20 protein-coding genes are annotated in these 23,532 nt (G+C 65.5%); 12 read left to right on the forward strand and 8 right to left on the reverse strand.

What is annotated here, in order from left to right:
- Nucleotides 1–83: 83 nt before the first annotated feature.
- The gene (locus GU920_RS19670) at nucleotides 84–2,216 is read right to left on the reverse strand and encodes a sensor histidine kinase (protein WP_161764873.1); all 2,133 of its coding nucleotides are present in this window, start codon (nucleotides 2,214–2,216) and stop codon (nucleotides 84–86) included.
- A 191-nt stretch (nucleotides 2,217–2,407) separates the two neighbouring features.
- On the opposite strand from GU920_RS19670, the gene GU920_RS00465 reads away from it, so the two are divergent.
- The 3 genes from GU920_RS00465 to GU920_RS00475 are packed head-to-tail and all read left to right on the forward strand — an operon-like array spanning nucleotide 2,408 to nucleotide 4,679.
- Nucleotides 2,408–3,922 carry an FAD-binding domain-containing protein gene (locus GU920_RS00465; RefSeq protein WP_161764875.1) on the forward strand — a complete coding sequence of 505 codons (1,515 nt, stop codon included), beginning with the start codon at nucleotides 2,408–2,410 and terminating at the stop codon, nucleotides 3,920–3,922.
- A complete protein-coding gene (locus tag GU920_RS00470; RefSeq protein ID WP_161764877.1) occupies nucleotides 3,922–4,101 on the forward strand; it encodes a DUF2256 domain-containing protein in 180 nt (59 codons plus the stop codon). The genes GU920_RS00465 and GU920_RS00470 overlap by 1 nt, the downstream gene beginning before the upstream one ends.
- A 23-nt stretch (nucleotides 4,102–4,124) precedes the next feature.
- The gene (locus GU920_RS00475; protein WP_161764879.1) at nucleotides 4,125–4,679 is read left to right on the forward strand and encodes an REP-associated tyrosine transposase; all 555 of its coding nucleotides are present in this window, start codon (nucleotides 4,125–4,127) and stop codon (nucleotides 4,677–4,679) included.
- A gap of 20 nt (nucleotides 4,680–4,699) precedes the next feature.
- Here the strand turns inward: GU920_RS00475 and GU920_RS00480 are convergent, their stop codons facing one another.
- Genes GU920_RS00480 through GU920_RS00490 form a run of 3 tightly spaced genes read right to left on the reverse strand, consistent with a single transcriptional unit; the run spans nucleotide 4,700 to nucleotide 6,415 of the window.
- Nucleotides 4,700–5,599: an SRPBCC domain-containing protein gene (locus GU920_RS00480; protein WP_161764881.1), complete on the reverse strand. Its 900-nt coding sequence runs from the start codon at nucleotides 5,597–5,599 to the stop codon at nucleotides 4,700–4,702.
- Nucleotides 5,596–6,078, reverse strand: a complete 483-nt coding sequence (locus tag GU920_RS00485) for an SRPBCC family protein (protein WP_161764883.1) — start codon at nucleotides 6,076–6,078, stop codon at nucleotides 5,596–5,598. Before GU920_RS00485 ends, GU920_RS00480 begins: the two co-directional genes overlap by 4 nt.
- On the reverse strand, nucleotides 6,068–6,415 hold the full coding sequence (locus GU920_RS00490; protein WP_161764885.1) for an ArsR/SmtB family transcription factor: 348 nt from the start codon (nucleotides 6,413–6,415) through the stop codon (nucleotides 6,068–6,070). Before GU920_RS00490 ends, GU920_RS00485 begins: the two co-directional genes overlap by 11 nt.
- A 201-nt stretch (nucleotides 6,416–6,616) precedes the next feature.
- Here GU920_RS00490 and GU920_RS00495 point away from each other — a divergent pair, with 201 nt between their 5' ends.
- Nucleotides 6,617–8,767 carry a malate synthase G gene (locus tag GU920_RS00495; RefSeq protein WP_161764887.1) on the forward strand — a complete coding sequence of 717 codons (2,151 nt, stop codon included), beginning with the start codon at nucleotides 6,617–6,619 and terminating at the stop codon, nucleotides 8,765–8,767.
- A 249-nt stretch (nucleotides 8,768–9,016) separates the two neighbouring features.
- Here the strand turns inward: GU920_RS00495 and GU920_RS00500 are convergent, their stop codons facing one another.
- Complete coding sequence (locus GU920_RS00500; protein WP_161764889.1) at nucleotides 9,017–9,268, reverse strand: BolA family protein; 252 nt, start codon at nucleotides 9,266–9,268, stop codon at nucleotides 9,017–9,019.
- 77 nt (nucleotides 9,269–9,345) lie between these two features.
- On the opposite strand from GU920_RS00500, the gene GU920_RS00505 reads away from it, so the two are divergent.
- On the forward strand, nucleotides 9,346–9,981 hold the full coding sequence (locus GU920_RS00505; protein WP_161764891.1) for a J domain-containing protein: 636 nt from the start codon (nucleotides 9,346–9,348) through the stop codon (nucleotides 9,979–9,981).
- On the opposite strand, the gene GU920_RS00510 is transcribed toward GU920_RS00505, so the two are convergent.
- Both GU920_RS00510 and msrB read right to left on the reverse strand, forming a co-directional pair.
- Nucleotides 9,966–10,448, reverse strand: coding sequence for a hypothetical protein (locus GU920_RS00510; protein ID WP_235932971.1), 483 nt, complete (start codon nucleotides 10,446–10,448; stop codon nucleotides 9,966–9,968). The two genes, GU920_RS00505 and GU920_RS00510, sit on opposite strands and share 16 nt — an antisense overlap.
- Before the next feature lie 50 nt (nucleotides 10,449–10,498).
- Nucleotides 10,499–10,972 carry a peptide-methionine (R)-S-oxide reductase MsrB gene (gene msrB, locus GU920_RS00515; protein ID WP_161764895.1) on the reverse strand — a complete coding sequence of 158 codons (474 nt, stop codon included), beginning with the start codon at nucleotides 10,970–10,972 and terminating at the stop codon, nucleotides 10,499–10,501.
- Nucleotides 10,973–11,186: 214 nt separating this feature from the next.
- On the opposite strand from msrB, the gene cobS reads away from it, so the two are divergent.
- The 5 genes from cobS to GU920_RS00540 all read left to right on the forward strand — a co-directional run bounded on the left by cobS (nucleotide 11,187) and on the right by GU920_RS00540 (nucleotide 18,745).
- The gene (gene cobS / locus GU920_RS00520; protein WP_161764897.1) at nucleotides 11,187–12,173 is read left to right on the forward strand and encodes a cobaltochelatase subunit CobS; all 987 of its coding nucleotides are present in this window, start codon (nucleotides 11,187–11,189) and stop codon (nucleotides 12,171–12,173) included.
- Between the two features lie 79 nt (nucleotides 12,174–12,252).
- Nucleotides 12,253–14,343: an AAA family ATPase gene (locus GU920_RS00525; protein ID WP_161764899.1), complete on the forward strand. Its 2,091-nt coding sequence runs from the start codon at nucleotides 12,253–12,255 to the stop codon at nucleotides 14,341–14,343.
- Between the two features lie 584 nt (nucleotides 14,344–14,927).
- Nucleotides 14,928–16,451 carry a methyl-accepting chemotaxis protein gene (locus GU920_RS00530; protein WP_161764901.1) on the forward strand — a complete coding sequence of 508 codons (1,524 nt, stop codon included), beginning with the start codon at nucleotides 14,928–14,930 and terminating at the stop codon, nucleotides 16,449–16,451.
- A 235-nt stretch (nucleotides 16,452–16,686) separates the two neighbouring features.
- The gene (locus tag GU920_RS00535) at nucleotides 16,687–18,210 is read left to right on the forward strand and encodes a methyl-accepting chemotaxis protein (RefSeq protein ID WP_161764903.1); all 1,524 of its coding nucleotides are present in this window, start codon (nucleotides 16,687–16,689) and stop codon (nucleotides 18,208–18,210) included.
- Nucleotides 18,211–18,352: 142 nt separating this feature from the next.
- On the forward strand, nucleotides 18,353–18,745 hold the full coding sequence (locus tag GU920_RS00540; protein WP_161764905.1) for a hypothetical protein: 393 nt from the start codon (nucleotides 18,353–18,355) through the stop codon (nucleotides 18,743–18,745).
- A gap of 118 nt (nucleotides 18,746–18,863) precedes the next feature.
- On the opposite strand, the gene GU920_RS00545 is transcribed toward GU920_RS00540, so the two are convergent.
- On the reverse strand, nucleotides 18,864–19,448 hold the full coding sequence (locus GU920_RS00545; protein ID WP_161764907.1) for an NADPH-dependent FMN reductase: 585 nt from the start codon (nucleotides 19,446–19,448) through the stop codon (nucleotides 18,864–18,866).
- 234 nt (nucleotides 19,449–19,682) lie between these two features.
- Here GU920_RS00545 and cobT point away from each other — a divergent pair, with 234 nt between their 5' ends.
- Complete coding sequence (gene cobT / locus GU920_RS00550) at nucleotides 19,683–21,551, forward strand: cobaltochelatase subunit CobT (RefSeq protein ID WP_161764909.1); 1,869 nt, start codon at nucleotides 19,683–19,685, stop codon at nucleotides 21,549–21,551.
- 80 nt (nucleotides 21,552–21,631) lie between these two features.
- Nucleotides 21,632–23,428 (forward strand): aminopeptidase P family protein, encoded by a 1,797-nt coding sequence (locus GU920_RS00555; protein WP_161764911.1) that lies wholly within the window; start codon nucleotides 21,632–21,634, stop codon nucleotides 23,426–23,428.
- Nucleotides 23,429–23,532: the final 104 nt, after the last annotated feature.

The following is a 23,532-nucleotide window of genomic DNA, read 5'->3' on the forward strand; positions in this document are numbered from 1 at the left end:
GGCAATCCCCTTTTGGGGCGCAGGCTATGAACTGGCCCGGGCGAAGGCAAGGCGCGCAAAACCCCGGCGCGCGGGCCGCCGCATCACGCCAGCGGCAGGCACAGGGTGAACGTGGACCCCTCCCCCGCCCGGCTGACAAAGCCCACCTCGGCGCCGATCAGCTCGGCCAGCCTGCGGCAGATCGCCAGCCCGATCCCCGTCCCGCCGATGCTGCCGTTTTCCTGCCCCAGCCGGTCAAATGGGGTGAACAGGCGCGGCTGCATCGCGGCGGGGATGCCGATCCCGGTATCCTGCACCTCCACGCACAGCCGCCCCCCGGCCAGCACGGGCCGCACCGTCACCCGCCCCCCGGGGCGGTTGTACTTCACCCCGTTCGCCATCAGATGCGTCGCGATGCGACGGATCACCTCGGCATCCGCCCGCACCTTGGGCAGGGGCGAGGGCGGTTCTTCCATCTCCACGACCACGCCTCCCGGCGCCGCCGGATCGGGCCGCAACTCGGCCATCGCCTGCCGCAGCAGCGGCATCAGGTCGAGGGGTTGCAGGTTATGCGCCACCTCGCCCTGTTCGATCCGGCTCAACTCGATCACTCCGTCCACCAGCTGCAAAAGCTGCCACCCGGCGGCATGGATCGCCTGCACCTGCCGCCGATCCTCGTCCGACAGGGGTTCGACCGGCGCGCTCGCCAGCAGGTCGGAATAGCCGATGATCGCGTTCAGCGGCGTGCGGAACTCGTGGCTCATGGCTGACAGGAAATTCGCCTTCGCCCGGCTCGCCGCCTGCAGCTTCTCGCCCATCGTCACCAGATGATCGCCCACCCTCTGCACCTCGGCCACCGCATAGCGATGCCCCGCCGGCACGCTGCCCCCGGCGGCGATCTGGCCCATGTTGCGCTCGATCTCGGCCAGGGGGGCCGCCACGCGATCCGACATGGCAACCGACCGCCGCCACAGGAACAGGAAGAACCCCGCATAGAACAGCACAAGGATCGCCAGCATCCCCTGGCTCACCAGCCCCAGCTGCTCGCGCAGCCGCGCGGCCCCGCTCAGCACGCTCTCTTCGCTGGTCAAGAGCATCAGCTTCCACTGCGGCCCCGCGATCGTGGCCCAGGCCGCGATCATCGGGCGGCCCAGATCCACACGCCGGTTGCCCTCGGGCGCTGATTGCAGCGCATCGGCCACGGCGAAAAGCTCGGCCCGGCGATACATGTTGAAACTGTCGGGCTTGAACGTGTCCTGCAGGATCGCCTCGCTATAGCTGTGATCCGACAGGACGCTCACCCCCAGATCGCCCTCGCCCTCGGGCGGCAGGGCAAGGATGGTGCCGTCACGGCTGACAAGGATCGCATAGCCATCGCCATCCAACTCGATATCCAGCACATCCGCCACGATGCTGCCCAGCGTCACGTCGATCCCGACCACGCCCTCCAGCCCCGCCCCCCCGGCGCCCGCTTCCGCGCCCACCTCCGTGCCCGCCGATCCGTCCGCCACAGCGCCGTAAACCGGCGCGATGGCCGAAACCATCCAGCCCGATCCCGCCGGATCCAGATAGCTGTCCGTCCACACCACCCCCCGCTTGGGGTTATGCGTGGCATCCGCCTCGTAATAGAAATTGTAGCTCGGGATATCCATCTTGGGCGGATAGATCGCCAGCACATCGAACCACGGATAGATGCGGTTCAGACTGTCATGCGTGTTCAGATAAACCTGCTGGATCAAGGGATCGCTGTCCGCAATCGACCGCATGATCGGATCAAGCCGCGCGCTGCGCCAAACCTTCTCCCGCTCCGCCGGACCCACCGGCACGATCCCGCTGTAGAACACCGCCGATCCACCAGCATCCACCGTGCTGTAGAACACCCCGTCCGGCGTATAGGCGTACCGCGCCGCCTCCTCGGGCGCGACCCCGCCTGACGGCGTGGCCAAGGCCCGCGCCGCCTCGCCCGCATAGATGCGCGTCATCGCCCCGATCGTCTCCAGCCGCCGCGCGATGATCTCGCCCTCGCGGCGGGCGGCGGCGGTCAGGGCTTCGGTGGAAATCTCGCTGATGGCGCCGGCGCTGCGGTCATAGACAAAGCGGCTGGTCCCCCAGTACAGCGCCACGAAGGTCAACTCGATCAGCAGAAGCGGCACCAGCGCAGCCCGCAGATAGGATTGCCACAACCACCGCGTCAGCGGCGGCGGGTCCTCAACCCCCGTGCCTGCACCTTTCCGCATTCTGATCCGTGTCCAGGGCCGCCCTTGCGCAATCCGGCACCGCAAGACGGCCGTCCCCGGAAACAACCACCGGGCGACGCCATATGACACCTCCGCGCAGGCTCAGTCACTTATCCTAACGGATAGGATCGCCCCCCCGCGGCGGCAATCAGGCCTTTACGAATCCGCCCGCCCCGCTACATAAATGTTCCATGAATGTTCTCGTCTGGTTCAAACGCGACCTGCGCCCCCACGATCACCCCGCCCTCGCGCGCGCCGCCGAATGTGGCGCCGTGCTGCCGCTCTACATCGTGGAACCCGCGCTCTGGCAGCAGCCCGACGCCGCCGCCCGGCAATGGTCTTTCATCGCGGAATCGCTTGCCGATCTGCGCGCCGAACTGGGCGCGCTGGGCGCCCCCCTCGTGATCCGCGTGGGCGAGGCGGAACAGGTGCTCGACCGGCTCTGCCGCCAGCACCACATCGCCCGCCTCCTCAGCCATGAGGAAACCGGCAACCTCTGGACCTATGCTCGCGACCGCCGCGTCGCCGCCTGGGCGCGCAGCGCGGGCGTCCTGTGGGAAGAGATGCCCCAGCAGGGCGTCATCCGCCGCCTGCCCCATCGCGACGGCTGGGCGCGCCGCCGCGACAGTTTCGTGGCCGCCGCCCCGGTCCCCGCACCCGCCGCACTCACCCCCGTGCCGGGGGTGGAACCCGGCGCCATCCCCACCGCCCGCGCCCTGCGCCTGCCCGATGACGCCTGCGCCCACCGCCAGAAGGGCGGGCGCGCGCAGGGCCTGCTCCTGCTCGACAGCTTCCTCACCCGGCGCGGCGAAGGCTACCGCGCCGCCATGTCCTCGCCCGTCACCGGCGAACGCGCCTGCTCGCGCCTCTCCGCCCATCTCGCCTTCGGCACCCTCTCCTCGCGCGAGGTGGTGCAGGCCGCCGCCGCCCGCGCGGCAGAACGTCCCGGCGGGCGCTGGCCCGGCGCGCTGGCCAGTTTCCAAAGCCGGATGGCCTGGCGCGATCACTTCATGCAAAAGCTCGAATCCGAACCCGCGATCGAGATCCGCGCGCTCCACCGCGCCGCGGATGCCCTGCGCCCGCGCGAACCCGACGCCGCCCGCCTGCAGGCCTGGGAGGCAGGCGAAACCGGCCTGCCCTTCCTCGACGCCTGCATCCGCTATCTGCGCGCGACAGGCTGGCTCAACTTCCGCATGCGCAGCATGGTGATGGCGGTGGCCTCCTATCACCTCTGGCTCGACTGGCGCGCGACCGGCGCGATCCTCGCCCGCCGCTTCACCGATTACGAACCCGGAATCCACTGGCCGCAGGTTCAGATGCAGGCGGGTGTCACGGGGATCAACACGATCCGCATCTACAACCCCGTAAAGCAGGGCCATGATCAGGATCCGACCGGCGCCTTCACCCGGCGCTGGCTGCCCGAACTCGCCGCCGTGCCCGATCCCTTCCTGCAGGAGCCGTGGAAATGGCCCGGCGCGCGCGGCGTTCTGGGGCGGCTCTATCCCGAACCCGTGGTCGATGTCGCCGCCGCCGCCCGGGCCGCGCGGGATGCCTGCTGGGGCCTGCGCAAGGACCGCAGCTACCGGCAAGAGGTGGCCGAGGTAATCGAACGCCACGCCAGCCGCGCCGATCCCCGCTTCGTCAACGACCGCAGCCCAAGGCCGAAGCGCCGCGCAGATGCGGCCCAGATGAGCCTCGACCTCTGATGGCCAAGATGCGCAAGAAGGGCGATCTGCCCACCAAAACCTGCGCCTCCTGCGGCCTGCCCTTCACCTGGCGCAAAAAGTGGGAGAAGGTCTGGGACGAAGTGAAATACTGCTCCGACCGCTGCCGCGCCCAACGCAGCATGGGCAAGTCTGCCCATCCTACGGAAACGAAGCGTTAACTCCGCGCCGCTACCCTGCGGCGATGACCAGCTATCGCCGCTTGCGCATCTCCGGGGGCAGCTATGCCTTCACCCTGTGTTTGGAAGAACGGGGCAGCACGCTGCTCCTGGACCGGATCGACCCGCTGCGCGCCGCCTGGCGCGAGGCGTTCATGGCCTTTCCCGCCACCCTCCATGCCGTGGTGATCCTGCCCGACCATCTGCATGTCGTTCTGACCGAGCCGGAGGGTGAGGTGCATTTCTCCCACCGCTGGCAACGGCTGAAGGCCCGCTTCAGCCAAGGCATTGCCGAGCGTGCGCCCCCGCGCCCGAGCCTCGCACGCAAGCGCGAGGCGGGCATCTGGCAGCGGCGGTTCTGGGAACATGCGCTGCGCGACGGGGATGCGGTGCAGCAGGCCATGGCCTATTGCCGGCATGATCCGGTGCGCCATGGTCTGGTCCGCGACGCGGCGGACTGGCCCTATCTCACGCTCCGCGATGGCCCGGCCCGGGCGTGGCCCAGCCCCCCAGGCGCGCGGGTGGCGGGGCCGCGTAGGATGGGCCATCCGGCCCATGGGCCGTTCGGGCCGTCCCCGTAGGATGGGCACAAGTGCCCATCCTACCCCAGCAGCGCCGCCAGCTTGCCCAGCGTCTGCAGACCCAGCGCCTCGGCCCCGAAGCCCTTCGCCTCCTGCCACTCCCCCTCGGTGGCAAAGGCCATGCCCAGCGTCACCCGGGTCGCGCCCCCCGCCTCCTCGAACCGCACCCAGGCATCGGCGTGCTTCGGCCCGTCCTCGCCCCAGTGCAGCGCATAGTCGATCCGCGCCTCAGGGATCACCGCCGCATAGCGGTGATGGTTCGGCCAGACCGTGCCATCCGGCCCGATCATGTCGAACACCCATTCCCCGCCCGCCCGCAGGTCGATCCGCCGCGTCCGGCAGGAAAACCCCTCCGGCCCCCACCAGCGCGGCAAGGTCTCGGCGCTCCACCACGCGCCCCAGACGGCCGCCGGGGGCGCCGCGATCACCCGTTCGATCACCATCACCCGCCGCGCCAACGCCGCCAGGTTGTCCAGCCCGGCCGCAAATCCAGCGCGATAGCCTGCCGTCATGTCCTCGGCCAGATTGGCCAGCTGCACCGTCACCTGCAGGCCGCTGCCCCCGCCTTCCGCCGCGATCCGCGCCGTCACCAGCGCGCCGGACAAGCTAACCCCGGCGCGCGACACCACCTCGTAATTCACGCTGCGGCCCGCAGCGCGATCCAAGGCCCCCTCCCCCGGCGCCACCATGTCCAGCCAGCCCAGCTCGCAGCGGATATCCGGCTCCCCCGCGACCTTGCAGAGCGACACCTCCCGCCCGCCCACCCGGCTGTCGGCCTCAAGGAATTCCACCGCCACCACCGGGCTTGGCGCCGCCCAGATCGCCCGCGCGGCGGGTGCCGTCCAGACCTGCCACAGCACCGCGGGCGCCACCGGCAAGGCCCGCTCGAACGCCAGCGTCGCAAAGGATCCGGCCGTCACGCACCCAGCCCCTGCGCATGGGCCTCAAGCTGCTGGGCCACCGTGCCCCACCCGTCGTGAAAGCCCATCTCGCGATGCTGCCGCGCCGCATCGGCGTTGCGATGCCGCGCCACGGCCTTGTACCGCGTGCGCCCCCCGCCCAGATCATCGAAGGTCACGATCGCCGTCATGAACGGCTCCGGCGCGGGCTTCCATCCCACCGTATAGGCATCGGTGAACACCAGCCGCGCCTCCGGCACCACCTCGAGATAAACCCCCCTGTTCTCCATCAGGTTGCCCTCAACCTCGAAGGTCGTGTTGCAGGCCCCGCCCACCCGCACCTCCAGCAGGCAATCCACCACGCGATGCGGCTTTGGCACGAACCACTGCTTCAGATGCTCGGCTTGCGTCCAGCAGCGCCAGATCAGCGCGCGCGGCGCCGCCAGGTCACGTTCCAGCACAAGATCAAGCTCCGGGTCCAGATCGCTCTCACTGGTCATGCCCACCCTCCTTCATCAGTTGCATCACGTAGGCTTCCAACCGGTCCAGCCGCGCCTCCCACAGCGAGCGCTGCGCCTCCATCCAGTCTCGCGCCGGCGCCAGCGCCCCCGGCACAAAGGCGCAGGTGCGGATGCGCCCGTCCTTCGCCGAAGCGATCAGCCCCGCCGCCTCCAGCACCCCCAGATGCTTGAGCACCGTCGGCAGCCGCAGCCCCGTAGGCGCGGCCAGCTCCGTCACCGTCAAAGGCCCCGCCGCCAGACGCGCCAGCATCGCCCGCCGCGTCGGATCGGACAGGGCGTGAAACAGCGCGGAAAGGTCAGGATCATGCTTAGCCATACGGCTTAGTAACACACCCCACCCGAGTCGTGAAAGAAAAACTTAGCCAAAAGGCAAAGCTTTCACCCGCCACCCCATCCTCTCGCAAAGCCAAAAGGTGATGTTCGGAAATTCCCGCCAATCTCCCCGGCCTCATGGTTGCGGCCCCCGGCCTGCATTTTATATGGTGTGCCATCGCATACCGAAATTCAGGAGGCGCGCATGGAACGTCTGGATCGCAACGGCCTGCAGGTGGATGCCCGCCTCGCGCGCTTTGTCGAGGAACGCGCCCTGCCCGGTACCGGCATCGCGCCTGCCCGCTTCTGGCAAGGGCTGGCCGAGGCCGTGGCCACCTGCGGCGCGGAAAACCGCCGCCTCATCGACATCCGCGCCCGCCTGCAGGCGCAGATCGACGACTGGCACCGCGCCCGGCGCGGCCAACCCCATGACGCGGTCGCCTACACCGCCTTCCTGCGCGAGATCGGCTACCTCCTGCCCGAAGGCCCCGATTTCACCATCCGCACCTCCGGCACCGATCCCGAAATCGCCACCACCCCCGGCCCGCAACTGGTGGTGCCGGTGATGAACGCGCGCTATGCGTTGAACGCCGCCAACGCCCGCTGGGGATCGCTTTACGATGCGCTCTACGGCACCGATGCCTTGGGCGACGCGCCGCAGGGCAAGGACTACGATCCCGCCCGCGGCGCCCGGGTCATCGCCTGGGCCAAGGCCTTTCTCGATGACGTGGCCCCCCTCGCGACGGGCAGCCATGCCGACACAACCGCCTACCGCGTGCAGGACGGGGCCCTGTCGCCCGCGCTCAAGACCCCCGCCCAGTTCGCAGGCTATCGCGGCGACCCCGCCGCCCCCTCGGCCGTCCTGTTGCGCAACAACGGCCTCCACCTTGTCCTGCGCATCGACCCCGGCCACCGCATCGGCGCGGCCGACCCCGCCGGTGTCGCCGACATCCGGATGGAGGCCGCGCTTTCCGCCATCATGGACCTCGAAGACAGCATCGCCGCCGTGGATGCCGAAGACAAGGTCGCCGCCTATGCCAATTGGCTCGGCCTGATGAAGGGCGATCTGGTGGAAATGGTGCAGAAAGGCGACCGCACCATCGAACGCCGCCTGCGCGACGACTATGCCTTCACCGCCCCCGATGGCACCCCGCTCACGCTCAAGGGCCGCGCGCTCATGCTCGTGCGCAATGTGGGCCATCTGATGACCAACCCCGCCATCCTCGATGCGCAGGGGCGCGAGGTGGGCGAAGGCATCATGGATGCCTTCATCACCACGCTCTGCGCGCTCCACGACCTGCAAAAGACGCAAGGCCCGCGCAACTCGCTCCACGGCTCGGTCTATGTGGTCAAGCCCAAGATGCACGGCCCCGAGGAAGTCGCCCTCGCCTGCGCGATCTTCGACCGGGTAGAGGAAACGCTCGCCCTCCCCCGCTTCACCGTCAAGCTCGGCATCATGGACGAGGAACGCCGCACCAGCGCCAACCTCAAGGAAGCCATCCGCGCCGCCGCCGACCGCGTGGCCTTCATCAATACAGGCTTCCTCGACCGCACGGGGGACGAGATCCACACCGCGATGGAGGCAGGCCCGATGATCCGCAAGGGCGACATGAAGAACGCCCCCTGGATCAAGAGCTATGAGGATCGCAACGTCGACATCGGGCTGGCCTGCGGCCTCAAGGGCCGCGCCCAGATCGGCAAGGGCATGTGGGCCATGCCCGACCGGATGGCCGACATGCTCCGCGCCAAGATCGCCCACCCGCAGGCGGGCGCCACCTGCGCCTGGGTGCCCTCCCCCACCGCCGCCACCCTGCACGCCACCCATTACCACCGCATCGACGTGCTGGCCCGGCAGGCCGAGATCGCCGCCGCAGGCCCCCGCGGGCGGCTGGAGGACCTGCTCACCCTCCCCCTCGCCGAGGGCGTGAACTGGTCCGACGCCGACATCCGCGACGAGGTGGAAAACAACGCCCAAGGCATCCTCGGCTATGTCGTGCGCTGGGTGGATCAGGGCATCGGCTGCTCCAAGGTGCCCGACATCCACGATGTGGGCCTGATGGAAGACCGCGCCACCTGCCGCATCTCGGCGCAGGCGCTGGCCAACTGGCTGCACCACGGCGTGGTGACCGAGGCGCAGGTGATGGCCGCCTTCCGCAAGATGGCCGCCGTGGTGGATCGGCAGAACGCAGGCGACCCCGCCTATCGCCCGATGGCCCCCGCCTTCGACGGCGTGGCCTTCAAGGCCGCCTGCGATCTGGTGTTCCAGGGCCGCGCACAGCCCTCGGGCTATACCGAACCCGTGCTGCACCGCCGCCGTCTGGAACTCAAGGCCCGCGCGCGGCTCCACGCCGTCTGACGCCAATCAGATTGCGCGGGCATACGCCCGCATGCCTTTTGCCTCGCCTGCGCGCGTGCCGCGCTCGGCTCAGGTTTTTGGGTATTTTTCCAAGGTGAAAGCCGCTTCATCTTGGCCAAAATACCCGCGGGGGAGACGCCCGGAACGGGCGACGGGGGCGGCAGCCCCCCAACCCCGAGCCGAAGCGCGTCCGCGCGCAGGCGAGACAAAGGGAATGCGCAGCCCCCTTGGGGGCAAGCTCAATTCACCTCACGCGATATCCAGCGCCAGCGCATGGATGCGGGTGTTCAGGTCCCCCAGCGCCTTCTGCACCGCCCGGTGCCGCTCCAGCCGGCCCATCGTCGCGAAGGCGGCCGCCCGGATCTTCACGCGGAAATGGCTTTCGCCCGATCCGTCATCGCCCGCATGGCCCGCATGGCGGTGACTTTCGTTCTCCACCTCAAGCAACGTGGGCTGGAAAGCCTCGGTCAGCCTCTGGGTGATTTCGTCGCGCACGGCCATTTTTCGCCGCCCCCTCTTCTCTCTGCTGCAAGAACCCCTAAACTCTCGCCTCCGAGTCGGAAAGGCCAGCCTCACCCATGTCCACCCGCCCCCCCTTCGAGTTCGATATCCGCGTCTCTTCCGACAAGAAGCGCCGCAAGACCGGCCGTCGCGGCATGTCCGGCGCGTTCGAGACGTCGCAGAAGAATTGCGACTATCCCGGCTGTTCCGAACAGGGGGCCTACCGCGCGCCGAAATCGCCCGACCACCTCGATGAATATTTCTGGTTCTGCAAGGATCATGTCCGCGAATACAACCTGAAGTGGAACTTCTTCCAGGGCACCACGGATGAGGAGTTCCAGAAATTCCTCGAGAAAGACCGTTTGTGGGGCCGCGAAACCCAACCCTTCGGCAAAAGGCCCGATGAAGGCCGCGCCTGGCAACGGCTGGGCGTGGATGATCCGATGGCGATCCTGGGCGAAAAGGCCACGCTGAACCCGGCCAAGCCCACGGGCAATGCCACGCGCAAGCTGCCCGCCACCGAACGCAAGGCGCTGGAGATCCTCGACGCCCGCGACACCATGACCAAGGCGGAAATCCGCAAGCAGTACAAATCACTGGTCAAGGATCTGCACCCCGACATGAACGGCGGCGACCGGTCGGATGAAGACCGCCTGCAAGAGGTCGTCTGGGCCTGGGATCAGATCAAGGACAGCCGCTACTTCCGCGACTGATCCCCCGCGCCGTCGTCGAACCGGCGCGGGCGCCGCTGGCGCAGCGCCATCACCTGCGCCGCCCCGCAGGCAAAGACCGCACTGCCCCAGGCCAGCGGATGCGCAGGCAGCGCCAGAAGCAGGCCCAGCGCCCCGCCCTCGGGCGGCAGCACCGGCAGGATCACCGCCCCGGCCAGCCCCGCGCCCGCCAGCACCACCAGCGTCAGCCCCGCCGCGCGCAGCCAACCCGCCACCCCCGGCGCGCCAAAGCTCGGCGCCACCAGCCAGCCCAGCAGCACCGCCACCGGCAGGGCGCGCACGAAGGCAGGCGTGAACAGCGCCGAGGCCTCGGTATCCGCGCCCAGTTCCGCCCGCGCCACCGCCGCCGCCGTCAGCAGCGCCAGCGGCAGCACCAGCGTCAGACGATGGCGCAGCGTCATGGGAAGGGGATGGGGATGGGGTCGGGCCGCGGGGTCGGGCAGGGTCATGGGAACTCCGGTTCGCTCACGCCCCTATCTGGCCCGCCCGCCCCGCCCGATCAAGCCGGGCGAAAGATCAACGCCGCCCCGTTCAGGCAATGCCGCTTGCCCGTGGGTTTCGGGCCATCATCGAAGATATGCCCGAAATGCCCCCCGCAATTGCGGCAATGCACCTCGGTCCGCGTGGCAAACAGCCGGTTGTCCTCTTTCGTCCCGATCGCCCCGGGCAGCGCCTGCCAGAAGCTGGGCCAGCCCGTCCCGCTGTCATACTTGTGCTCCGATGCATAGACCGCCAGATCGCAGCCCGCACAGTGGTAAAGCCCCGCCCGCGTCTCCTTGTCCAATGGGCTGGTCCCCGCCCGCTCCGTCTCCTCCTGCCGCAGCACGGCATATTGCAGCGGCGTCAGCCGCGCCCGCCATTCGGCATCGGTCAGGCGGAAGGGGAAATCCCCCCCGGCCGCGACACCCCGGCCCGGCAGCGCAAGGGCAAAGGGGGCAAGCGCGCAAAGGCGCAGAAGCTGGCGGCGATGCATCGGATGTCCTCCCTTTGATGCGGATCACTCTACCCCATCTTACGCCGCCCGCCGCCCCCGGGTTTCACCGCCTCACGCAATCGCGTTCCGCCCCCACCCCGCCACCCCCGCAATGTCGCCTCCGGCCGCAATCACGCCGCCCTTCCCCTTGCAGCCCCCCGCGTTATGTTCCACACACGCGCAAGGGCCCGATCCCCGGGCGCAGGCGATAACGATGGCGGACGGCATGCTCGACACTGTGATGAAACCCACCGAAGAAATCTCCGTCCGCGACGTGTTCGGCATCGACACGGATATGAAGGTCAAGGGCTTCCCCGACCGCACCGACCGCGTCCCCGACATCGACCCCACCTACAAGTTCGACCCCGACACCACGCTCGCCATCCTCGCGGGCTTCGCCTACAACCGCCGCGTGATGATCCAGGGCTATCACGGCACCGGCAAATCCACCCATATCGAACAGGTCGCCGCCCGCCTCAACTGGCCCTGCGTGCGCGTCAACCTCGACAGCCACATCTCCCGGATCGACCTCATCGGCAAGGACGCGATCAAGCTGCGCGACGGCAAGCAGGTGACCGAGTTTCACGAAGGCATCCTGCCCTGGGCGCTGCGCAACCCCGTCGCCATCGTGTTCGACGAATACGATGCCGGCCGCGCCGATGTGATGTTCGTCATCCAGCGCGTGCTGGAACATGACGGCAAGCTCACGCTTCTCGACCAGAACGAGATCATCACCCCCCACCCGTCCTTCCGCCTGTTCGCCACCGCAAACACCGTGGGTCTGGGCGATACGACGGGCCTCTACCACGGCACCCAGCAGATCAACCAAGCCCAGATGGACCGCTGGTCGCTGGTGGCCACGCTGAACTACCTGTCGCATGATGCCGAGGCCGCCATCGTCCTGGCCAAATCCCCGCATTACAACACCGACAAGGGCCGCAAGACCATCAGCCAGATGGTCACCGTGGCCGACCTCACCCGCACCGCCTTCATGAATGGCGACCTGTCCACGGTGATGAGCCCCCGCACCGTCCTCAACTGGGCGCAGAATGCCGAGATCTTCCGCAACGTGGGCTACGCCTTCCGCCTGTCCTTCCTGAACAAATGCGACGAGCTGGAACGCCAGACCGTGGCCGAGTTCTACCAACGCTGCTTCGGCGAGGAACTCCCGGAAAGCGCGGCGAGCATGGCGATGAAGTGAGGAAGTTGAAAGCGCAAATCCTAGTCGGATATTGCTTGTATAAGAAATACCTGCATGAGTTCAACGAGTTGGTTAGGCAATGATCTATAACTTAATCGTCGAAAACTGCAATTCCATCGACCGCGCGAGCCTAGAAATAGCCAAGGGAAGTCTTAACATAAAGTATGGACCAAACGGTCTTGGGAAAAGCACTATCGCAAAAGCCATCGCTTCAAAGGCGAAAGCAGATGATAGTCTTAACTCGCTGACGCCATTTAAGCATCGGGCGAACTCTGCGGCAAGTCCTCCAAAAGTTTCGGGCATCGACGACATTAAATCTGTTTTGATTTTCGATGAAGAATATGTAAGTCAGTTCGCCTTCCAACAGGATGAAGTTGTAAAGAATAGCTTCGATATCTTTATCAAGACGCAAGAGTATACTGCGACTATGGAAGAGATTGAAAAACTATTCTCGGGAATAAAGAAGGCGTTTTCTGATAATCCAGAAATCGAGCAAACTGTCAAAGACCTCAAAGATCTTCGCGACGCTTTTGGGACTATGAACAAAGATGGCTCAATTGCAAAGTCAAGTAAGATCCTAAAGTCTTATGGCTCTGGCAACAAGATCGAGCACATTCCCGAAAAGCTCAAGCCATTCGAATCTTTTATCAGGGGTTCAGAGCCGTCCAAATGGATTGCATGGCAAGTTAAGGGAAATGACTTTCTGAAACTTGGTGATACTTGCCCATATTGCGCCACTCAGTTACCTGATCAAGCGCAGAAGGAAACGGCTCTAGCAGTAGCCAAAGAGTATGATGCGACGGCGATAGGCCATCTCAACACCATTAAGGCAGTAATTGAAAGGCTCGGCAAATACTTCAGCGCAAAGTGCCGAGAGAATATCGAAAAAGTTACGAAAGCCAAGATTGAACTTGGCGCGCCTGAGAAGAGCTTTCTCAGCAGTTTAAAAAATGACATTGATGCCCTTATAGTAAAGCTTGAAGGCTTGAGAACAATTTCCTTCTTCTCTCTCCGTGATGTTGACGAAATAAGTGACAGAATTCAGTCGCTAAAGATTGATCTTGGCATGATCGATAAACTGGACTCCGACGAAACAAGGACAGTTGTAAATCCAGTCAATCAACAACTTGAACAGCTCATCAAACAGGTTGGCACCCTGAAAGGTAATATCAACAAGCATAAGTCGCGCATCAAAAAAGCCATTGAGGACAACCAAGACAGCATTAATAGCTTTCTCAAGTCGGCAGGATACAAGTATAACGTAGTAATTATGGCTGAGCCTGAAACATATAAGATGAAGTTAGTTCATAATGATATGAGTGAGCATATCTCATCAGCATCTAAGCACCTGAGCTATGGTGAAAGAAATGCCTTCGCTCTTGTACTATTTGTGCATCAGGTCCTTAGCGAAAACCCAGACTTGGTTATTCTTGATGACCCAATATCTTCCTTTGACAAGAATAAAAAGTTTGCGATTCTTCATCAACTCTTTAAAGGAAAGGCTAACCTCAGAGGCCGAACGGCTTTGATGTTGACGCATGATATTGAGCCAGCCATCGACATGATAAAAAGCACTGCTGCGGTGTTTGAAGGTGCACGACCGAATGCGTCCTTCCTTTCTTCTAGAAATGGCGTGGTTTCTGAGAAGCCAATTGGCAGAACCGATATCCAGACCTTCGCTCAGGTTTGCCAAGATGTAATTGCAACTCAACAAGATGCGATCATCAGTTCAATTTATTTGCGACGTCACTATGAAATAGTTAATGATAAGGGCTTAGAATACAATCTTCTCGCAAGCCTTTTCAAGAAGCGCGACGTTGCATGCTTCCGCAGTGCCACTGGCGATATAGATATGACTGATCAGCAGAAGACGGAAGCCGAGGCAAATATTCGCAAATTTATTCCAGGTTTTGATTACGACAATCTGATTTCGGTCGTTAAAAACGATGTTGAGATGCGCGCTCGATATGCTGGCACAAGCGTCGGATATGAAAAGATACAGCTATTCCGAATCATTCATGGGAAGCATGATGATCACGTGATTACAAAGTTCATCAACGAGTCATACCACATCGAAAATGAGTATGTAATGCAACTTAATCCACACAAATTTGAGAGCGTTCCCGAGTATGTTATCGATGAATGCAACAAGTTACTCGCTCCGGCCTAACTTGCTCCGGCAAGAGTTGATGCAACTTGAACTCTTCTGCAGGGCTTCCGGCATCGGTTGATAGCCACCTTCAAAACGCCCACTCGCTAAGCACAAAGTCCTGTCTCATGCGGCAAACATGGGCGGTTTGCGACTTGCCTTCCCCCGGGCCCGCCCCGCCCCCCACACAGCCCCGGCCGGATTACCCCCCAACCCCAATCAACCCCCGCAAACCCCCACCCCACAAACACCCGCCCCGACTCACCCCCGCCCCCTTCCCACACGTTAACCTTAACGCCCCGTCACCGCGCGCTGCGTGCATACGCCTGTCTGCACTGCGCTGCTGCACAGGTTCCTGCACGCCCCAAATCTGCCAACCCCTTGTGTTAACGCCACAAATCATCGGCAAACAAAGAAACAACCGCGCCCAAATGGCCACCCCGCCCCCCACCCGCGACAGGCCCCAAAACCACCCCCCATCGCGCGCCGCCCATACCAAAGCTGCCCATACCTACGGTTGTCCAGCCACCGCCTGCGTAAACCCGCGCGCGACCCTGCCGTTCAAGTAGCTGAATCCTGTTCCTATCTTTCCGGAGACCCGCCGCATGAAGCTGATCCCCAAACTCTCCCTCAGGACGCGCCTCCTCGCTGCCCTTGTCACCACCATGGTGATCGTCACCGCCATCGTGATGGTGGCCGTCCTGTCGCTCAAGGAACAGGAACTGCGCAACTCCACCGCCGAACGGGTGGATGCGGCGATCTGGGCGCTCTCGCGCAGCCTGCCGTTCGAGGCGCCGGGCTTCGCCACCGGCCCCGCCACCGAGGGCCGCATCAACGCGCTGCTGGCCGACAGCAGCGCCGTCAGCATCGACGAAGCCGTTGTGGATGCAGTGTTTTCCGGCCTCGATACGCATGTCACCTACTTCGCCTTCCTGCCCGAGACGCAGGAATTCATCCGTGTCATGACCAGCATCACCGCCGCCGATGGCACCCGCGCCGTGGGCACCCCGCTCGATCCGACCGGCCCCGTCATGCCCGTCCTGATGCGCGGCGAGGTGTTCGTGGGCGATGCCACGATCCTCGGCCAACCCTTCATCACCCGCTACGAGCCGGTCTTCGATGCCCAAGGCGCGATCGTCGGCGCAGTCTTCGCGGGCAAATCCATCGCCCAGATCCGGGCCGTCTTCATGGAAACCGCGCTCTGGCTCGGCTCGGTCATGGCGGGCCTTCTGGTTGTGGCGACGCTCGTGTGCCTCTTCCTGATCAACCGCACGATGCGCCCGGTGCGGCGTCTGGCCGATACGGTCAACCGCCTGAAGGACCGCGACTATGACATCACCATCCACCCCGTCGCCACCCGCGATGAGGTGGGCGAACTGACCACCGCTTGCATTAAGCTGCGCGATGACCTGCGCGAAGGCGCCGAGGCCGCCAAGATCGCCGCCGCGCAGGCCGCCGAGCGGGAAGAGCGCCGCGCCGAGATGGACCGCCTCATGCTCCAACTCAGCCGGGGCGCCACCGAACAGGCCGCCGCGGCAGAGAAGGCCAGCGCCTCGATGGAGGAAATGCGCGCCAACATCCGCCAATCCGCCGAAAATGCCGCCCAGACCGAACGCATCGCCCTGATGGCCGCAACCGATGCGGCCGAGACGGGCGCGGTGGTGACGGATGCAGTCAAATCCATGTCCACCATCGCCGAAAAGATCGGCATCATCCGCGAAATCGCCCGCCAGACCGACCTTCTCGCCCTCAACGCGGCGGTCGAGGCCGCCCGCGCGGGCCAGCACGGCCAGGGCTTCGCCGTCGTCGCGGCCGAGGTGCGCAAGCTGGCCGAACGCAGCCAGCAGGCGGCGGTGGAGATCGGTCAGCTTTCAGGCAGCACCCTGCAGGTCAGCCGCAAGGCGGGCGAAAAGCTCAACGCCCTCGTCCCCGCGATCCAGGAGACCGCGAACCTCGTGCAGGCGATCAGCCTGGCCTCCAGCGAGCAAAGCATCGGGATCGAACAGATCAACGAGGCGATCCGCGATCTGGACAGCGTCATCCAGCAGAACGCCTCTGCCGCCGCGCGGCTCGGCACCGATGCGAACGACCACATCGCCCCGCCCATCCGCCGTCTGCGGGCGGCCTGATATCCGGCGCCGGGGATGGCGCCAGCGCGCGCCTTGCGCCCTGCTACATCCACCCCACCGGCCCCGCGCGCCCCCCGCGCGGGGCCGCTGCCTTTTGCGATATCCTGCGAACGGTGGCTGGCGGACCCATACCTGCGCCCATACCTACGGTTGTGTCACGGTCACGCGCGTAAATCCCCGCGCGAGGCGGCCGTAAAAATAGATGAATCCAGTATTCATCTTTCCGGAGCCGTGAATGTCCTTTCTTCCCCGATTGTCCCTTCGAACCCGCCTGATCGCCGTGATCGTCGCCGCCATGATCGCCGTGACGGCGGCGCTCATCGCCTTTGTCCTGTCCGAGAAGGAACGCGAACTGCGCGATTTCGCCAGCGAACGCGTCGATACCGCCATCTGGGCCCTGTCCAACAGCCTGCCCGTCAATGCCAGCGGCTTCACGCTTGGCCCCGATGTGGAAGGCCGCATCAACAGCCTGATCGTCGATGACGCCAAGGTGGAGATCGCGCCCTCCGTCAACGACGCCATCTATGAAGGCACCGGCGTCCATGTGACCTATTTCCGCCTCAACCCCGAAGCCAAGGAATTCGTCCGCGTGATGACCAGCGTCACCGCCGCCGATGGTACCCGCGCCGTGGGCACCCCGCTCGATCCAACCGGCCCCGCCACCGCCGCGCTTCTGCGGGGTGAAACCTACACCGGCGACGGGATCATTCTGGGCGCCCTGCACCTGACGCGCTATGAGCCCGTCTACAACGCGGAAGGCGAACTCGTGGGATCCGTGGGCGTGGGCAAATCCATCGCCCAGATCGAAACCATGCTGCACGACACGACCAGCCGGCTTGCGGTGGTGATGCTGGTCCTCATCCTTGCTGCTGCGGTCGGTTCCCTCTTCCTGATCAACCGCACGATGCGCCCGGTGCGGCGTCTGGCCGATACGGTCAACCGCCTGAAGGACCGCGACTATGACATCACCATCCACCCCGTCGCCACCCGCGACGAGGTGGGCGAACTCACCACCGCTTGCATCAAGCTGCGCGACGACCTGCGCGAAGGCGCCGAAGCCGCCAAGATCGCCGCCGCCCAGGCCGCCGAGCGGGAAGAGCGCCGCGCCGAAATGGACCGCCTGATGCTCCAACTCAGCCGGGGCGCCACCGAACAGGCCGCCGCGGCCGAAAAAGCCAGCGCCTCGATGGAGGAAATGCGCGCCAACATCCGCCAATCCGCCGAAAACGCCGCCCAGACCGAACGCATCGCCCTGATGGCCGCGACCGATGCGGCAGAGACGGGCGCCGTGGTGACGGATGCGGTCAAATCCATGTCCACCATCGCCGAAAAGATCGGCATCATCCGCGAAATCGCCCGCCAGACCGACCTTCTCGCCCTCAACGCGGCGGTCGAGGCCGCCCGCGCGGGCCAGCACGGCCAGGGCTTCGCCGTAGTCGCGGCCGAGGTGCGCAAGCTGGCCGAACGCAGCCAGCAGGCCGCGGTTGAGATCGGCCAGCTTTCCGGCAGCACCCTGCAGGTCAGCCGCAAGGCGGGCGAAAAGCTCAACGCCCTCGTCCCCGCGATCCAGGAGACGGCGAACCTCGTGCAGGCGATCAGCCTGGCCTCCAGCGAGCAAAGCATCGGGATCGAACAGATCAACGAGGCGATCCGCGATCTGGACAGCGTCATCCAGCAGAACGCCTCTGCCGCGGCGCGGCTCGGCACCGATGCGAACGACCACATCGCACCGCCCATCCGCCGTCTGCGGGCGGCCTGACATTATGGGGGCCCGGCCATGGCATACCGCGCGCGGTGCCCATGGCCGGGCCTTCACGCCGGCCCTGACTGGGAACGGCACTGTTGCGAAGTTTTCAGATCGCCTTCTTGATCGGCGTAAAATTATTTCTCATGCTGCAATCATGGGCGGTTTGAAAACTTACCTCTCTCTTCTGATGCTGCTTTGCGCGCTTGCGGGCCCCTCCGCCGCGCGGGCGGGAAACGACGTTCCCGACAATCCCCTTCAGTTCTTCGCCACCTGCGCGGGCCGCATGTCGGCGCTGATGGAACATCAATGGCTGGTCGATGGCCCCGCCTCTGACCTGACCAAGGCACGGCGCGCGGCGGTTCTCGATGTGGTGGCCTCGATCACCCCGGCGGGGCAGGAGGCGCAGGTCATGGCGTGGCGGATCGAGGCAAAGGTCGCCCATGCCGCCCTTCTCGGCGCCAGCCGCCACGGCACGGCCCAAAGCCGCGCCAGCGCGGCGCGGCAGGCAGCAGGCCTCATCTCCCCGTGCGAGGCCTATCTGTCCTGACCGCCCCCTGCCACGGGGTGATGCGGTGCCACCCGGCTGCGCCACCATGACCAGCGCCGCCAAAGAAAAAGGGGCGGCCCAAGGCCACCCCTTCCCCGACAGGGAGATGTCGTCCAGATCAGCCGCGCGCGGCCTTGGTCGCGTTCGCCCACCAGACCAGTTCGTCCAGCGAGGCCTGCGCCGCGGGCAGCAGGTTGGCTTCCACATCGGCCATGTTGCCCGAACCGCCCAGGCCCGGATGCACCTTGAAGAAATCGGCCATCCCCAAATGCACGGCATTGCGCGTGGGCACCATCATCAGCTCCACCCCGATCAGGCGCAGATGCTCCAGCGCGCGGGTGCCGCCGACCGACCCATAGGCGATGGCGGTAAAGGGCTTGCGGTTCCAATCCACATAGGACTGATCCAGCGCGTTCTTCAGCGCGCCGGTGATCGACCGATTGTATTCCGCGACCACGAAGATGTAGCCGTCGAATTCCGCGATCTTCTTCTGCCATGCCACGGCGCGCGGATCAGACGAGGGCGCCCAGAGGTTGGAGGCAACCTCGTCAAACAGCGGCAGGTCGAAATCGCGCAGGTCGACCAGTTCCACCTCGATGTCGGTGCGGGCCTTGGCCTGCGCCAGCATCCATTGCGCGGGGATATCGGCGAAACGCGATTTGCGGGTCGACCCGATGATGAGGGCGATCTTGGGTTTGCTCATGGCTTGGGTTCCGTTCCGTTGAGGAGGGGTTGAATTCCGTGCCCCGATAAATGGCCCCCCTGCGATTTTCCGCAATTCGGCGCGCCCGCAAGACTGTTGTGCGGGAATGCACGGACTTCGCCCCTTTTGCCCCGATTTCCGCGCGCGCGCCCTTGCCCCCGCCCCACCCCGGTGCAATTCTGCCGCAAAGCCGGGGGGCCATTCGGCCCCCCGGACCCCCCTTCGCGTGATCCCATGACCAAACCGAACGACAACCCCGCCGATCCGTTCAAGAAGGCGCTGGCCGAAGCCACCCGCACCATGGCCGATGACCCGGACATGACGGTGCAATATTCGGTGGATCCCCCGGGCATGAACCGCGAAGGCGTGCGCCTGCCGCAGGTCAGCCGCCGCATGACGCGGGATGAGGTGATGCTGGCCCGCGGCACCGCCGATGCCTTCGCGCTGCGCCGCAAGTTCCACGATGACGGCGTCGCCGCCCGCTATGCCCCGCAGGGCAACCTTGCCCGCGAAATCTACGAGGCGATGGAAACCGCAAGGTGCGAGGCCGTAGGCGCCCGCGCCATGCCCGGCACCGCCGTGAACATCGACGCCAAGATCGCGCATGAGGCGGATCGCAAGGGCTATTCCCAGATCACCAGCATGCAGGACGCGCCCCTTGCCGTTGCGGCGGGCTATCTTGTGCGCCACCTCGCCACCGGGCGCGACATGCCCAAAGGCGCGGGCAATGTGATGGACCTCTGGCGCGGCTTCATCGAGGAACAGGCCGGCGGCACGCTGGAAAACATCGACCACGTGCTGGAAGATCAGGCCGCCTTCGCCCGTCTGGCGCGCAAGGTGATCTCGGACCTCGGCTATGGCGATCAGCTGGGCGACGACCCCGATCAGGACGACCCCGACGATCAGGAAGGCGAGGCCGAGGAAGATCAGGACAGCCCCGACAGCACGGGCGAAGAGGAACAGGAAAGCGACGACTCCGAGGCCGCGCCCGAACGCAGCCAAGAGGAACAGCAGGATCAGTCGCAGGCGCAGGTCACGATGGAGGACAGCGCCGACATGGAACAGGGCGACGAAGCCGAGATGCCCGAAGGCGAGGCCCCGCTGGAGCCGCCGCCGCCCGCCCCCCATTCCGACGCCGATCCGAACTATACCGTCTACACCTCTGATTTCGACGAGGAAATCCGCGCCGAAGAACTGGCCGAGGCGGCCGAACTGGAACGCCTGCGCGCCTATCTGGACCAGCAGCTTGAACCCCTGAAAGGCGCCGTGTCGCGGCTGGCGAACAAGTTGCAGCGCCGCCTTCAGGCCCAGCAGAACCGGTCCTGGCTCTTTGATCTGGAGGAAGGCACGCTGGATGCCGGCCGTCTGGCGCGGGTGGTGGCGAACCCCACCACGCCCCTGTCCTTCAAGCAAGAGAAGGACACCGAATTCCGCGACACCTGCGTGACGCTGCTTCTGGACAATTCCGGCTCCATGCGGGGCCGCCCCATCTCCATCGCCGCGATCTGCGCCGATGTGCTGGCGCGCACGCTGGAACGCTGCTCGGTCAAGGTGGAAATCCTGGGCTTCACCACCCGCGCCTGGAAGGGCGGGCAGTCGCGCGAACGCTGGCTGGCGCAGGGGCGCCCGCAAGGCCCCGGTCGCCTGAACGACCTGCGCCACATCATCTACAAGGGGGCCGACGCGCCATGGCGGCGCGCGCGGCCGAACCTCGGGCTGATGATGAAGGAGGGGCTGCTCAAGGAAAACATCGACGGCGAGGCCTTGGAATGGGCCCATCGCCGGATGCTGGCCCGGCCCGAGGCGCGCAAGATCCTGATGGTGATCTCCGACGGCGCGCCGGTGGACGACTCAACATTGTCCGTCAACCCCGCGAATTTCCTTGAAAAACACCTGCGCGACGTGATCGCGATGGTAGAGCGGCGGCGGCAGGTGGAGCTTATCGCCATCGGCATCGGCCATGACGTGACACGCTACTATCAGCGGGCCGTGACGATCACCGATGTCGAACAGCTGGCCGGCGCGATGACCGAACAGCTGGCCGGGCTTTTCGAGGTCGATCCGAAGAAACGCGCCAAGGCGGGCCTGCGGCGGGCGGGGTAAGGGAGGGGGGGCCGTCTGCCCCCCTCTGGGCCATGCGGCCCATTCACCCCCCGAGGATATTTGAACAACGGGGAAGAGCCATGTTCCAGACATTCGAGACGACCGCCGACCCTTCTGCCGGGCCGGGGCGTCTGGCGCGGCTGCGCGATCACCTGCGGGGCGAAGGGTTGGCGGGGTTCCTCGTGCCGCGGGCCGATGTGCATCAGGGCGAGTATGTGGCGGCGCGGGATGAACGGCTGCAATGGCTGACCGGTTTCACCGGCTCGGCGGGTTTTGCCATCGTGCTGCCCGATATCGCGGGGGTCTTCATCGACGGGCGCTACCGGGTGCAGGTCAAGCATCAGGTGGACCTGTCCGCCTTCACTCCCGTGCCATGGCCCGAGGTGAAGCCGGGCCCCTGGATCGCGGAACATCTGGCAGAAGGGGCCATAGGCTTTGACCCCTGGCTGCACACGGCCGACGAGATCGGGCGGATCGAAGAGGCGCTCAACGGATCCGGCGTGACGCTCCGCCCCGTCGCCAATGCCGTCGATGCCATCTGGCCCGACCAACCCGCCGCACCGCAGGGGGCCGCCTTTCCCCATCCCGTCACCCTGGCGGGCGAGACGTCAGAGGCCAAGCGCGCGAGGCTGGCCGAGGGGCTGCGCAAGGCCGGGCAGGATGCAGCGATCATCACCCTGCCCGATTCGCTTTGCTGGTTGCTGAACCTGCGGGGCGCGGATGTGCCGCGCAATCCGATCCTGCATGGCTTTGGCATCCTGCGGGCGGATGGGTCGGTCGATGTCTTCGTGGCACCCGCCAAACTCGGCGATGCCACGCGGGGCGCGCTGGATGCGGGCCTGCGTCTGCATGCGGTGGAGCAGTTTGGCCCTGCCCTGCACTCCCTGTCGGGCAGGATCCGGGTGGACCGCGCCACCGCGCCCCTCGCCGTGTCCCAACGGGTGGAGGCAGGCGGCGGCACGGTGGTCTGGGGCGATGATCCCTGCCGCCTGCCCAAGGCCGCCAAGAACGCCGCCGAAGTGGCCGGCATGCGCGAGGCGCATCTGCGCGACGGCGCGGCGGTGGTGGAGTTTCTCTGCTGGCTGGACGGGGCCGCCCCCGAAGGCGGCCTGACGGAGATCGACGTGGTGACCGCGCTGGAAGGCTATCGCCGCGCGACCAACCGGCTGCACGATATCAGCTTTGATACGATCTGCGGCGCGGGTCCGAACGGCGCGATCATGCACTACCGCGTCACGGAACAGACGAACCGCCCGGTCCGGCGCGATGAACTTCTGCTGGTGGACAGCGGCGCGCAATATGCCGATGGCACGACCGACATCACCCGCACCCTTGCCGTGGGCGATCCGGGCGATGAAGCGCGCGATTGCTATACCCGTGTGCTGCAGGGCCTGATCGCCATCTCGCGCGCCCGCTGGCCGCGCGGGATCGCGGGCCGCGATCTGGATGCGCTGGCGCGTTTCCCGCTCTGGACGGCGGGGATGGATTTCGACCATGGCACCGGCCATGGCGTGGGGGCCTTCCTGTCGGTGCATGAGGGACCGCAGCGCATTTCACGCATTTCGGAGGTGCCGCTGGAACCCGGCATGATCCTGTCGAACGAACCAGGCTACTATCGCGAAGGCGCCTTCGGCATCCGGCTGGAAAACCTGATCGTCGTGCAGGCCGCGCCCGCACTGGGCGACAATCGCGATCAGCTGTGTTTCGAGACGCTGACCTTCGCCCCCTTCGACCGCCGCCTGATCCGCGCCGACCGGCTGTCGCCCGACGAACGCGCCTGGCTGGATGCCTACCATGCCGAGGTCATGGCAAAACTGTCCCCCCGCCTGTCAGAGGCGGCCCGCAACTGGCTGGCAGCGGCCTGCGCGCCGCTCTGACGCGCCCTTCTGACGCAAGGATAGGCAGCATCCCGCCGCCCAAGGCCCGTTTCGCGCAGAAGCCGGCCTATCGCGGAGGGAACGCTTGTCACAAACCTGTGAGA

The sequence above is a fragment of the Paragemmobacter ruber genome (assembly GCF_009908315.1).
GTDB lineage: Bacteria > Pseudomonadota > Alphaproteobacteria > Rhodobacterales > Rhodobacteraceae > Paragemmobacter > Paragemmobacter ruber.